General features: G+C 23.7%; 18 protein-coding genes. 11 read left to right on the top strand and 7 right to left on the bottom strand.

The window, feature by feature from the left end; all coding sequences use genetic code 4:
• The first annotated feature begins 309 nt into the window (after positions 1-309).
• Positions 310-453 (top strand): hypothetical protein, encoded by a 144-nt coding sequence (locus ACQH26_RS00370; RefSeq protein WP_342257844.1) that lies wholly within the window; start codon positions 310-312, stop codon positions 451-453.
• A gap of 642 nt (positions 454-1,095) precedes the next feature.
• Here ACQH26_RS00370 and ACQH26_RS00365 read toward each other — a convergent pair.
• Genes ACQH26_RS00365 through ACQH26_RS00355 form a run of 3 tightly spaced genes read right to left on the bottom strand, consistent with a single transcriptional unit; the run spans position 1,096 to position 1,986 of the window.
• Positions 1,096-1,419 (bottom strand): transposase, encoded by a 324-nt coding sequence (locus ACQH26_RS00365; RefSeq protein ID WP_425383049.1) that lies wholly within the window; start codon positions 1,417-1,419, stop codon positions 1,096-1,098.
• 5 nt (positions 1,420-1,424) lie between these two features.
• Positions 1,425-1,586, bottom strand: a complete 162-nt coding sequence (locus ACQH26_RS00360; RefSeq protein ID WP_425382514.1) for a transposase — start codon at positions 1,584-1,586, stop codon at positions 1,425-1,427.
• Positions 1,587-1,626: 40 nt separating this feature from the next.
• Positions 1,627-1,986: a helix-turn-helix domain-containing protein gene (locus ACQH26_RS00355; protein ID WP_425381993.1), complete on the bottom strand. Its 360-nt coding sequence runs from the start codon at positions 1,984-1,986 to the stop codon at positions 1,627-1,629.
• Positions 1,987-2,107: 121 nt separating this feature from the next.
• Between ACQH26_RS00355 and ACQH26_RS00350 the strand changes: the two genes are divergently transcribed.
• Both ACQH26_RS00350 and ACQH26_RS00345 read left to right on the top strand, forming a co-directional pair.
• Positions 2,108-2,266: a hypothetical protein gene (locus ACQH26_RS00350; RefSeq protein ID WP_425382513.1), complete on the top strand. Its 159-nt coding sequence runs from the start codon at positions 2,108-2,110 to the stop codon at positions 2,264-2,266.
• Positions 2,267-2,296: 30 nt separating this feature from the next.
• On the top strand, positions 2,297-2,560 hold the full coding sequence (locus tag ACQH26_RS00345) for a hypothetical protein (RefSeq protein WP_425382512.1): 264 nt from the start codon (positions 2,297-2,299) through the stop codon (positions 2,558-2,560).
• 57 nt (positions 2,561-2,617) lie between these two features.
• Here the strand turns inward: ACQH26_RS00345 and secA are convergent, their stop codons facing one another.
• From secA to ACQH26_RS00330, 3 genes are all read right to left on the bottom strand, one after another.
• Positions 2,618-5,002: a preprotein translocase subunit SecA gene (gene secA / locus ACQH26_RS00340; RefSeq protein WP_425382511.1), complete on the bottom strand. Its 2,385-nt coding sequence runs from the start codon at positions 5,000-5,002 to the stop codon at positions 2,618-2,620.
• A gap of 439 nt (positions 5,003-5,441) precedes the next feature.
• Positions 5,442-5,603 carry a hypothetical protein gene (locus ACQH26_RS00335; protein WP_425382510.1) on the bottom strand — a complete coding sequence of 54 codons (162 nt, stop codon included), beginning with the start codon at positions 5,601-5,603 and terminating at the stop codon, positions 5,442-5,444.
• A gap of 241 nt (positions 5,604-5,844) precedes the next feature.
• Positions 5,845-6,582 (bottom strand): hypothetical protein, encoded by a 738-nt coding sequence (locus ACQH26_RS00330; RefSeq protein WP_425382509.1) that lies wholly within the window; start codon positions 6,580-6,582, stop codon positions 5,845-5,847.
• 170 nt (positions 6,583-6,752) lie between these two features.
• On the opposite strand from ACQH26_RS00330, the gene ACQH26_RS00325 reads away from it, so the two are divergent.
• From ACQH26_RS00325 to ACQH26_RS00310, 4 genes are all read left to right on the top strand, one after another.
• A complete protein-coding gene (locus ACQH26_RS00325) occupies positions 6,753-7,100 on the top strand; it encodes a transposase family protein (RefSeq protein ID WP_425381897.1) in 348 nt (115 codons plus the stop codon).
• Positions 7,101-7,104: 4 nt separating this feature from the next.
• Complete coding sequence (locus ACQH26_RS00320; RefSeq protein WP_425381872.1) at positions 7,105-7,599, top strand: transposase family protein; 495 nt, start codon at positions 7,105-7,107, stop codon at positions 7,597-7,599.
• A 942-nt stretch (positions 7,600-8,541) separates the two neighbouring features.
• Positions 8,542-8,901, top strand: coding sequence for a helix-turn-helix domain-containing protein (locus ACQH26_RS00315; RefSeq protein WP_425381863.1), 360 nt, complete (start codon positions 8,542-8,544; stop codon positions 8,899-8,901).
• A gap of 40 nt (positions 8,902-8,941) precedes the next feature.
• Positions 8,942-9,310 (top strand): transposase, encoded by a 369-nt coding sequence (locus tag ACQH26_RS00310; RefSeq protein WP_425382508.1) that lies wholly within the window; start codon positions 8,942-8,944, stop codon positions 9,308-9,310.
• Here ACQH26_RS00310 and ACQH26_RS00305 read toward each other — a convergent pair.
• A protein-coding gene (locus ACQH26_RS00305; protein WP_425381867.1) for an IS3 family transposase occupies positions 9,266-10,386 on the bottom strand; the annotation gives its coding sequence in 2 pieces (ribosomal slippage) (positions 9,266-10,116 and positions 10,116-10,386; 1,122 coding nt in all). The genes ACQH26_RS00310 and ACQH26_RS00305 overlap by 45 nt on opposite strands.
• A gap of 82 nt (positions 10,387-10,468) precedes the next feature.
• Between ACQH26_RS00305 and ACQH26_RS00300 the strand changes: the two genes are divergently transcribed.
• The 4 genes from ACQH26_RS00300 (at position 10,469) to ACQH26_RS00285 (ending at position 12,627) form a co-directional block, all read left to right on the top strand.
• A complete protein-coding gene (locus ACQH26_RS00300; RefSeq protein ID WP_425383048.1) occupies positions 10,469-10,654 on the top strand; it encodes a transposase in 186 nt (61 codons plus the stop codon).
• A 264-nt stretch (positions 10,655-10,918) separates the two neighbouring features.
• Positions 10,919-11,278: a helix-turn-helix domain-containing protein gene (locus ACQH26_RS00295; RefSeq protein ID WP_425382031.1), complete on the top strand. Its 360-nt coding sequence runs from the start codon at positions 10,919-10,921 to the stop codon at positions 11,276-11,278.
• 40 nt (positions 11,279-11,318) lie between these two features.
• Positions 11,319-11,807 (top strand): IS630 family transposase, encoded by a 489-nt coding sequence (locus tag ACQH26_RS00290; protein ID WP_425381862.1) that lies wholly within the window; start codon positions 11,319-11,321, stop codon positions 11,805-11,807.
• Positions 11,808-11,837: 30 nt separating this feature from the next.
• Positions 11,838-12,627 (top strand): IS5 family transposase gene (locus ACQH26_RS00285; protein WP_425382012.1). Its coding sequence is split into 2 segments (ribosomal slippage): positions 11,838-12,098 and positions 12,100-12,627, totalling 789 coding nucleotides; the frame shifts between segments, so codons are not numbered across the junction.
• Positions 12,628-12,640: the final 13 nt, after the last annotated feature.

Genomic DNA, 12,640 nt, shown 5'->3' with positions numbered 1-12,640 from the left:
ATACCGGCACTAATGATATTGCAATTAATAATGATAAATATTTTTTCATAAATTAATCCTCCTCAATTTTTACCAATAACTTCTTAAGTTTAAGAAGATAAATATATTTTACATACTTTTAATTATTTTTTAACACTTTTTTCATAAAATTGTATACTAATAACTTATTAACTAAATCTATTGCACTATTTAAAATAATATAAATTTTAATATATAAAACACTTAAAATATAAAAAAATAATTAATAAAATGATAAAACAGAAATCATGTAAAATGTATAATATAAATTTAAAGGGAGTTAATTAGATTATGCCAATTATTACAACTAAATGCTATATTTCATCATGTGAGAAAGAATATACATTTGACTCTTTATATCGTGATAAATTTATATATTGCAGTGGTAAATGTTATCAACAAGCATTCAATAATACAGTAACAAAATATACATAAAAATAATAAGTTAGTTTTGGAGAGATATTATGAAAAAAGATAAATTAATAGAACTGATTAACAATAAAATATTATAAGGTTTTTAAAAATGAAAAAAAAGATATTTAAAGAAACTGTTGATGATAATTATTCAACAAAGAAAAGTATTAACTATTATAATAATTGAATTATTATAATTTTTTCATGATTAACAAGTATAACTTTAATAATTAGTTGAGTTTTATGAATTATTTTCTTTAAAAGAGAAACTACTGATTTATTAATCCTTATTGATAATTTAATCACTAAGAAATTTTTTAAATTCAATTTAACTTTTCCAACTCTGACAATTGCAGTATTGGGGTTTGGCTTCATAATTTTAGGTATTGTTGCCTTTCCTTTTATCTTTTTAAAAAAATAATGATTTTATTTCTCTAATATTAACTAGAATTATGTTATGAATATAATTATTTTTTATTATTGGATCAATTTTATTTTTTTCCTTTGGTGGATATGCTGCTTTTTATAAATTTGCTTCTGTGATAACTATTCGTAAAAAACTATTTTTCATTATTCCATGAGGATTAGAATTTTTTTATTTTATAGTTTTAATAATTTCTTGTATATGCTTTATTAAAAAAAGTAGAAAAAAGAAATATATAGCTAACTAAAGTAATGTTTACTCATATCTTGAAAAACAAAATCAATCGCTTTTTTAATATTTGGTCAATAATTTGGTAATATTTTTCTTATATTATGTTTTATAGCAAATCAAAAATGTTCAATTGGATTTAAATTAGGAGAATATGGCGGAAGAAATAATAGTTTGCATCCAGCATTTTCAATTAATTGTTGTGTTAATTTAGATTTATGAAACGTTGCATTATCTAAAACTATAATTTGTCCACGCTTTAATACTGGAATTAGTTTATTTTTAACATATGATTCAAAAATTTTACTATTGCAATGTCCTTCAAATGCTCATAAGGCTTTTAATTTACCTTTTTATTTAGTGAACCAATTATACTCATTCTCTTTATTTTATATGCGGGTTTATTATCAAATAATCTTTTACCTTTTTCAGATCAACCATATTTATAAAATTCATTATCATCAATTCCAGATTCATCAATATATACTAAATCTTCATTCATTATTTTAGCTATTTCTTTTAAAAAATCTTCTTGTTTATTTTTATCTCTTTGTTCATATAGAAAAGTTTTTTTTATATGTATAATTTAGTTTTTTAAAATAGTTATAAACTGTTTCTTTAGTCATATTTCCATATTTATCAATTACTTTTTGAACTGTAACATCTTTATTTTCTGCTAAATAATTTTTTAATTCATCTAAATCCTTTATTTTGTGGCTATGTCCTTTTTGATAATTCAAAATTGGTTTTATATGCCCAGTTTCTTTTTTTCTTTTTCTTCATAAAAATAAAGTCTTTCTAGTGATATTGAACACTTTACAAATTTCTTTAATTTTCATATTTTTACTTTCATAAGCTTCTATTACTTTTCTTCGTAAGTCTTCACTGTATGGTTTTGGCATAATTTAATCTTCCTAATCTATTTTAATTATTGCTGAATTGTACTTTTAAATTCAAAAACTGTTTAAATTACATATTATTATTTTACATTATTTATGAGTAAATATTACTTTAGTTAGCTATATGTCACTAGAAGGAAAAGCACTATATTCACAAAGTGAAATTAATCAAAACATAACTTCTTCAACAAATAATAATGATGATGAACAAGCAATATGAACGCCACAACAAATTGAAGAAGTATGAAATAAAGGAGAAATTATCAATAATTTTAATCCATAATTATACCGTCGAGATTATGCGGGTGCCTTAATGTTTTGACATAATTTTATTGCACAACCGAAGCTTAATGATCCAATTGAAAGTTTAAATTGAACTATTATTTATGAACGCCCCACCACAGCAGATGGAACTAATTATATTAAAAATTTAGTACCCATGAATAATAATAATGCTGTTACTAAAGGTAATAATTTCCCCCATTGAACAACTTCAGTCACTTATGACAGTAAAAAAAATAAAAACATATTTAAAAAGAAGTCATGAAAACATAAAGAAAAAAATCAAATAGAATAAAAAAACATATTTAAAAAACTAAGTATTAAAATACTTAGTTTTTTAAATAAAGATTAATTATCCAATTTTAGTTTTAGTTTCAACATTAGTTGCTAATACTGTATCCAATACATCTTGACCACCACGAACCTGATGTTGTTCTGGATCAATGCTATGTAACATAATAATAACTTGATGAGCAACATTGATTTTCATACGATTAAATAATTTTGAAGCTTCCTCAATATAAGCTTGTAAGGGATTTAACTGCGCATAACCACGCAAATGGATTCCTGCACGCAGTTTGCTTAAAGCATCAATGTGATTAGTTCAATATTGATCAAAAGTTTGTAAAATAACACTATTTTCAATTTGTTTTATAATAACATCATTTAATTTTTCTCTTTTTTCAAGATAAAAATTATAAGATTTTTCAACAATTAAATCAATATTTTCTTCAGTACTTAATCGATTTAACTTTTCTGCTATTAAATCATTAGGATTAATTAATTTATTTTCAATACCTTTAACTAATTCATCATAATCAATAAACTGTTCTCTACCAACAACTTTATTAAAAATATTTAGTAAATCACGTGCTACTGTTCTGTGCATATTTTTGATTAAATCTAATAAATCATCAGCAAGTAAAATATTATCACGTTGATGATATGTAGCTTCACGATGCTGAGCAATAACATTATCATAATCTAATAAGTTTTTTCGTGCATCAAAATTCATACCTTCAATTTTTTGTTGTGCTCTAGTAATTGATCTAGTTAACATTTTTGATCTAATATAGTCTTCACCTAAACTTGCAAAAGCTTTTTTTAATTTTTCACCACCAAAACGTAACATCAAATCATCTTCAATTGAAACATAAAATCGTGAAAATCCAGGATCACCTTGTCTTCCGGCTCTTCCGCGTAATTGATTATCAATTCTTCGTGCTTCGTTTCTTTCAGTACCTAATACAGCAAGGCCACCAAGTTCAATAACACCCTTACCAAGTTTAATATCTGTTCCACGTCCTGCCATATTGGTTGCTAAAGTAATTGATCCTTTTTCACCAGCTCTAGCAATAATATCAGCTTCACGAGCATGATTTTTAGCATTTAAAATCTCATGCTTAATTCCTTCCAAAGTTAACATATTAGCAATTCGTTCTGATACATCAACATTAGCAGTACCAATCAAAATTGGTTGTCCTTTAGTATGTCGTTCTTTAACTTCTGCAATTAAAGATTTAAATTTAGCATTTAATGAAGCAAAAACATGATCGGGTTTATCTTCTCGAATAATTGGTTTATTAGTAGGAATCTTAATTACTCTCATATTATAAATTTTTACAAACTCTTCTTCTTCGGTTTTAGCAGTTCCTGTCATACCACTTAGTTTATTATATAAACGGAAAAAGTTTTGATAAGTAATAGTAGCTACTGTTGTTGTTTCTTGTTGAATTGTAACATTTTCTTTAGCCTGTAAAGCTTGATGAAGTCCATCACTATATACTCTACCAGGCATTAATCTACCAGTAAACTGATCAACTAGCACAATTTCACCATCTTTAACAACATACTCTACATCTAATTTGAAAACATGATTAGCACGAAGTGCATTTTGAATATGATGAAATAATTCCGAGTTATCAATATCAAATAAATTTTTTAAATTAAACTGTTTTTGAGCTTTATTAACACCCGTTACTGTTAATGCAATTTGACGTGATTCTCAATCAATTTTATAATCTTCAGGTATTAAAGTTTTTGCAAAAACATCTGATGCTTGATATAAAGGAGTACGATTTTTTGAACCACCAGAAATAATTAAAGGTGTTCTTGATTCATCAATTAAAACAGAGTCCGCCTCATCAATGATAGCATAATTAAGCTGACGTTGAACTTTTTCTGGATAAACCTTAACCATATTATCACGCAAATAATCAAAGCCTAATTCTGAATTAGTTGTATAGGTAACATCTTTTAAATACGCTTCACGTTTTTGATTAGTAGAATGATCACGAAGACTAACGCCAATAGTAATTCCCAAAAATTCTAAAATTGGTCGATTTAATTCAGCATCTCTTGCTGCTAAATATTCATTAACAGTAATAACATGAACACCTTTACTACTTAAAGCATTTAGATAAATTGGCATCACAGCAGTTAAAGTTTTTCCTTCACCAGTTCGCATTTCAGCAACATCGCCATTATGAAGAACAATACCACCAATTAATTGAACAGGATATGGATGTAATCCACTAATTCTTCGTGCTGCTTCTCTAATTGTCGCAAAAGCTTCAACTAAAATATCATCTAAAGTCTCACCTTCTGCCAATCTGGTTCTGAATTCAACTGTTTTATTTGCTAATTCTTCATCTTTAATTTTTCTCATTGTTTCATCAAGGCTAATTATTTCCTTAACTTGTTTATTAATTTTTCGTAAAATTTTACGATCTCACATAAAGTAAATCACCATTTTTTTCTTTATTATTACTTATACTTATTATTACTTGTAAAGTAATAAAATCTTTATTATTTTAACATAAAAAAACTTAGAAAACTTAGTACCCAAAAAAAATTGTATTTATATTATATTTTTTTTCTCTTCGAAGTTAGAAAAAATAATTTACTATAATTATTTTAATTACTATAAAAAACTTGATTATTATATGATTTAATATTACTTTTATTAAAAGATTCCTTGTTAATTTCTGATTTTGTAAGTTCAATAAAATTAATTTTAGATTCTAACATTTTATTTAAACTATTTTCATTAAAGTTGTCTTCTTCTTTTTTTAATTTACTTTTTTTGTAAGTTGATTTTTATTTTTTTTAAAAATATAAAATAAACTAAATATTGAAGTTGTTGTGAAAAAGAAACTAATAACTAAAAATCAAAATTATTTTAAACTTCATTGATTACTTTTTTTTCTAATTTTCTCTTCTACAAAAATTTGATTTTCTTTAATTATTAATGAACTAGTTTTTAGTTTATTAATAATTGGAATTCTTATTACTTTAAAAAATTTACGTTGGTCAGTTCTAAACCATTGAATTTGCATATCTGTAAAAATGGAATTTGGTCCTTTGTAAAAGATTGAATTTGCAAAGGCGTAAACGATTTAATTTGATTTTCTGTTAATGCTTGAATTTGTAATGATGTAAAAGATTGAATTTGCTCTTTTGTAAAAGCTGCAATTTGAATTGGTAAAAATGACTGAATTTGTGATAACTTAAACGACTGAAATTGAATAGATGTAAAAGACTTAATTTGTAATCATGTCAATGATTGAAGCTGTTCTTTTATCAATGATTGAAGCTGTTCCATTGTCAACTCTTGAATTTGTTCTTTTGTAAACGCTTGAATCTGTAATGATATAAATGAAGCAATTTGTTCTGGTTTAAAAGATTGAATTTGCATATCTGTAAAAATGGAATTTGGTCCTTTGTAAAAGATTGAATTTGCAAAGGCGTAAACGATTTAATTTGATTTTCTATAAATGATGCAATTTGAATAGATGTAAATGACTGAATTTGTGATAACGTAAAAGATTGAATTTGTTCTGGTGTAAATGATACAACTTGTTCAATTATTGATGAATTATTTTTTTGTTTATTAAAAGTTGAAATTATTTTTCTTCCAAAAAATTTACACTGCTCTAATGTAAAAATTTGTTTTTGTTCTGGTGTAAATGATGCAATCTGTTTTTCTGTGAGTGCTTGTATTTGTTCTTTTGTAAAAGCTGAAATTTGCAACGGTGTAAACGCAAGGATTTGTTCTGGTGTAAAAATTGGGATTTGTTCATATGTTAAATACGGAATTTGTTCTAATGTAAATGCTGCAATTTGAATAGATGTAAATGACTGAATTTGTCATAATCAAAATCATTGAATTTGTTTGGGTCTAAATGATTTAATTTGTTCTGCTGTAAAAAGGGGTATTTGCTCTGGTAGCAATGATTGAATTTGATATTTAGATAAAGCTTTTATTTCATGATCTGTTAAAATTGATATTTTTATTGAAGGTATTATTGAAATCATTGTTGTACTAGATTCTACTTGTAAAGCCCTAAAAATTGAAATATTTGGATGGGTTACACTTTATTTTTTGACTAACATTGTTAATTTTAATAGACTTACTGCATAACTAGTTAACTTTTCATTTTTTTGTTATTATTAAAATAAAATTTGAATAGTTAAGGATAAATTTTATGACATATTTTGAATTAAAAGATAAACCGGATCAATATTTTCGTAAAATAGTTGGTATTAATAAACTAGTTTTTAATGAAATTTTAAATATTTTATTAGATCATCAAAATCTAAAAAATACCACTGGTGGAAGGCCATATAAAATGTCAATAGAAGATAGACTAGTAATGACTTTAAGATATTTATATGAAAATCGTACATATCATAGTATTGGTGCTGAGTATGATATGGTTGATACTACTGCTTTACGAAATATTCGTTCAATTGAAGACATTTTAATAAATAATAATAAGTTTAATAATTTAACAAATAAAAATATTTTTTTAAAAAGAAGAATTCAAAAATAAAATTTTGATAATTGATGTAACAGAAGTAGAAACAGAACGACCAAAATATAATCAAAAAGATTGATTTTCTGGCAAAAAATGAATGCATACTGTTAAGTTTCAAACCATAATTAATGCACATACTAATGAAATTTTAAATATTTTTCCTGATACTGGTAAAAATCATGATTTTAAAACTTTTAAAAATTCAAAGTTAGAATTTTTGTCAGAAACTGTAATTCTTGCAGATAAAGGTTATCAAGGTTTACAAAAAATTCATAGTAATACATTTTTACCCATTAAAACTAGTAAAAATAATCCTAAAACAAGTAAAATTAAAATTTTTAATAAGATTATTAATAAAACTCGCAGAAAAATTGAACATGTTTTTGCATTTTTAAAATGTTTTAAAATTATTGGTTATAAATTTAGAAAAGGTAGAAAACGAATATTTTTAAGATTTAATTTAATTGCAGGATTTTATAATTTATCATTAAAACTTAAAAACGTTATGCAGTAAGTCTAATAAAATCATTAATTTTTTGTGAATTAACTCGTTTGGCATTACGCAATGCTCAACCAATAGAACGTATTAGATAAAAATTTGTTGTTAATAACAATGGCTTAATTAATGCAAATAGTAAATTAAAATCAGTATCTTCTTTAAACATTAATTGTGATTGAATTGCTATTCTTTGAATTCAAAAATTACTATCATTTATTAACTTAAATAAATATTGATCTCTAAGAACCTGTTTAGGATCTTTTTTGATTAATTTTTAATAAAATTTATATTATAATGGTTATTTTATAATAAAAAATAGATTTTTAGTCGATAAGTTTTCAAATGATAAAATCTTTTTAACAAAAAAATGAAAAAGAAAATAAATTATTGGTTAAGTACCTATTTATAAATGATTATTTCTTGTTTTAGTTAAATTCTATTAAAAAGATCCTAAACAGGTTCTAACACTAATATTATTGTTACTAAATATAAGAACACCAATAATATTATCAAAATAATCAGTACTATCTCATCAAATATTATGCTTAATTATCGATAAAAGCCAATCTAAGTCATTAAAACTTAAGTTTTTCTTTCATCAAAGATTTAAAAATTCCATTGCTGTATATTGAAATTCACGATTTTTTTGTAAATATAATGTTTCAAATAACTGTTTTTTTACTTATTAAAGATAAATTTTTATTTCATTTATTTAAAAATAATCTTACTAATGGTTTTCGTTTACTAGTTAAAATTCCATAAAATTTGAAATTATTAATAAAAATTGTCGTTAATATTTTTATTTCTTCATTAAATTTTTCCATATATACCTTTCTATAGCTAACTAAAGTAATATTTACTCATAAATAATGTAAAATAATAATATGTAATTTAAACAGTTTTTGAATTTAAAAGTACAATTCAGCAATAATTAAAATAGATTAGGAAGATTAAATTATGCCAAAACCATACAGTGAAGACTTACGAAGAAAAGTAATAGAAGCTTATGAAAGTAAAAATATGAAAATTAAAGAAATTTGTAAAGTGTTCAATATCACTAGAAAGACTTTATTTTTATGAAGAAAAAGAAAAAAAGAAACTGGGCATATAAAACCAATTTTGAATTATCAAAAAGGACATAGCCACAAAATAAAGGATTTAGATGAATTAAAAAATTATTTAGCAGAAAATAAAGATGTTACAGTTCAAAAAGTAATTGATAAATTTGGAAATATGACTAAAGAAACAGTTTATAACTATTTTAAAAAACTAAATTATACATATAAAAAAAACTTTTCTATATGAACAAAGAGATAAAAATAAACAAGAAGATTTTTTAAAAGAAATAGCTAAAATAATGAATGAAGATTTAGTATATATTGATGAATCTGGAATTGATGATAATGAATTTTATAAATATGGTTGATCTGAAAAAGGTAAAAGATTATTTGATAATAAACCCGCATATAAAATAAAGAGAATGAGTATAATTGGTTCACTAAATAAAGGTAAATTAAAAGCCTTATGAGCATTTGAAGGACATTGCAATAGTAAAATTTTTGAATCATATGTTAAAAATAAACTAATTCCAGTATTAAAGCGTGGACAAATTATAGTTTTAGATAATGCAACGTTTCATAAATCTAAATTAACACAACTGGAATGGCAACACTTTTTAGGACTATTTTTTGGTAGACATTTGTTTTTGATAATTAACTGGAGTTAAGTAGTTTAAAGTGCTGTGGATTCTTATGTTGTTGTATCAATTGATGTAATCAAATAATTCTAATTTTAATTGGATTAATGATCTAAAATTTTTATCATTAATAAATTCAGTTTTGAAAGTTTTAAAAGTTGCTTCAGCAACAGCATTGTCATAAGGACAACCTTTTTTGCTTAAAGAGCGAGTAATATTGAATGCTAGTAAAAGTTTATCAATAATTTTATTATTAAATTCATTACCACAATCACTATGAAATATTTGAATATCTTTTAAACAGCGATTTGATTGCATAAATGCTTGATGTACTAATAAGGCATCTTTTCTAGTACCTACACTATGTCCAATAATTTCGCGGTTAAATAGGTCAATTAATAAGCAAATATAGTTTCATTTACCATTAACTTGAACATAAGTTAAATCACTGACAATAACTTCATTTTTAAGCCTATTATTAAAGTTTCTATTCACAAGATTAGTGATTTTTTCATCATTTACTTTGTTATTATGATTTTTGAATGATAATTTAGTGTATTTTGATATTAAATTATGCTTATTCATAATTTCTTTAATTTTTCGTCTTGATAAATAAATTTCTTGGTTTTCTAATATTACTTTTAATCTTCTTGTTCCATAAACACATTTATTTTCTTTAAAAGCACTAATAATAGCTTCATCATAAATATTATTTTGAATTTTATTTTCTTTTTTCTTTAAATTAAAATAATATGTTGATTTAGAAATTTTTAAAAAATGACACATTGTGCGAATTTTATATTTAAACTTATTGTTTGTAATAATTTCTATTTTCTGCCTATTATTAGTGCTGCTTGCTTTAAAATATCATTTTCCATTCGTAATTGTTTTAATTCTTTTCTTAATTTAATTAATTCATTTTCTTCAACAGAACGATTATCTTTAGCTTTAAAACTACCTGAATTAGTAAATTGCTTAATTCAATTATAAGTAGCTGCTCTTGTAACATTATATTCTTTAGCAAGGTAAGATACTGATTTGCCGCTTTGATATAAAGCTACTATTTGTTTTTTAAATTCATCGGTATATGAATTAATATTGGCCATAATTATAGTTCCTTTCTTTCAACTAATTTGTTCACTTGTCTACGTAATTAGTGTCCAATAAAGTGTAACCCATCCACAACAATTAATTGAAAATGCTGGATGCAAACTATTATTTCTTCCGCCATATTCTCCTAATTTAAATCCAATTGAACATTTTTGATTTGCTATAAAACATAATATAAGAAAAATATTACCAAATTATTGACCAAATATTAAAAAAGCGATTGATTTTGTTTTTCAAGATATGAGTAAACATTACTTTAGTTAGCTATATCTATATAAAATATTTTATCTTAAAAATATTGAAGGGAAAGTACTCATTAAAATAATCGTTATTATTGCTAAACAACTAAATATGCATAATCTAAGAACCTGTTTAGAATCTTTTCGAAAATAATGTAAAATGATTATATAGCTAACTAAAGTAATATTTACTCATAAATAATGTAAAATAATAATATGTAATTTAAACAGTTTTTGAATTTAAAAGTACAATTCAGCAATAATTAAAATAGATTAGGAAGATTAAATTATGCCAAAACCATACAGTGAAGACTTACGAAGAAAAGTAATAGAAGCTTATGAAAGTAAAAATATGAAAATTAAAGAAATTTGTAAAGTGTTCAATATCACTAGAAAGACTTTATTTTTATGAAGAAAAAGAAAAAAAGAAACTGGGCATATAAAACCAATTTTGAATTATCAAAAAGGACATAGCCACAAAATAAAGGATTTAGATGAATTAAAAAATTATTTAGCAGATAATAAAGATGTTACAGTTCAAAAAGTAATTGATAAATTTGGAAATATGACTAAAGAAACAGTTTATAACTATTTTAAAAAACTAAATTATACATATAAAAAAAACTTTTCTATATGAACAAAGAGATAAAAATAAACAAGAAGATTTTTTAAAAGAAATAGCTAAAATAATGAATGAAGATTTAGTATATATTGATGAATCTGGAATTGATGATAATGAATTTTATAAATATGGTTGATCTGAAAAAGGTAAAAGATTATTTGATAATAAACCCGCATATAAAATAAAGAGAATGAGTATAATTGGTTCACTAAATAAAGGTAAATTAAAAGCCTTATGAGCATTTGAAGGACATTGCAATAGTAAAATTTTTGAATCATATGTTAAAAATAAACTAATTCCAGTATTAAAGCGTGGACAAATTATAGTTTTAGATAATGCAACGTTTCATAAATCTAAATTAACACAACAATTAATTGAAAATGCTGGATGCAAACTATTATTTCTTCCGCCATATTCTCCTAATTTAAATCCAATTGAACATTTTTGATTTGCTATAAAACATAATATAAGAAAAATATTACCAAATTATTGACCAAATATTAAAAAAGCGATTGATTTTGTTTTTCAAGATATGAGTAAACATTACTTTAGTTAGCTATATATTTTAAAATCAGAGGTATATATTATGCATAAAAATTATCCAAGTCATGTCACCAAAGAACAATTTGAGAACATAAAATCAATTTTAGAAAATAGCAAAAAGAAAACAAAACCAAGAAGTTTAGATTTATATGAAGTATTTTGTGCAATTTTATATGTATTAAAAAGTGGTTGTCAATGAAGAATGCTACCAAAAAATTTTCCAAAATGACAAACTGTATATTATTATTTTCAAATTTGAAGTAAAAATAACGGTAAAGAAGCTAGTGTATGGCAATTAATTTTAAAAAAAATTGGTTAAAAAAGTTCGTATCAACAATAATCGCAAAGAACAAACTAGTTTTTGTATAATTGATTCGCAAAGTGTTAAAAATACAGATACTACTGAAAATAAAGGTTATGATGCTGGTAAAAAGATTTCAGGAATAAAGCGTCATATTATTGTTGATTCTCAAGGTTTACCACATGCAATTTACATAACCACAGCAGAAAAAACAGATCGTAATAGCGCTATAATAATGATTGAAAATGAAAAAGAAAATCTTTCTGCAGTTCAAAAAATAATAGTAGATGCTGGTTATACTGGTGAAAAATTTGCTTCTGAAATCAAAACGATCATAAATGCAAATGTTGAAATTATAAAACGCAATGAACTACATACTTTTGTAGTATTACCAAAAAGATGAATTGTAGAACGAAGCTTTGCTTGATTAGAAAAATACAGAAGATTATGAAAAAATTGTGAAAGAAAACTAAATACTAGTTTACAAATGGTTGTTCTTTCCTTTATTTCAGTTTTATTAAAAAGATTCTAAACAGGTTCTAAGA

The sequence above is a fragment of the Spiroplasma endosymbiont of Melieria omissa genome (assembly GCF_964031175.1).
GTDB classification, from domain to species: Bacteria; Bacillota_I; Bacilli_A; order Mycoplasmatales; family VBWQ01; genus Spiroplasma_E; species Spiroplasma_E ixodetis_A.
This window is presented reverse-complemented; position numbering and strand designations above follow the sequence as displayed.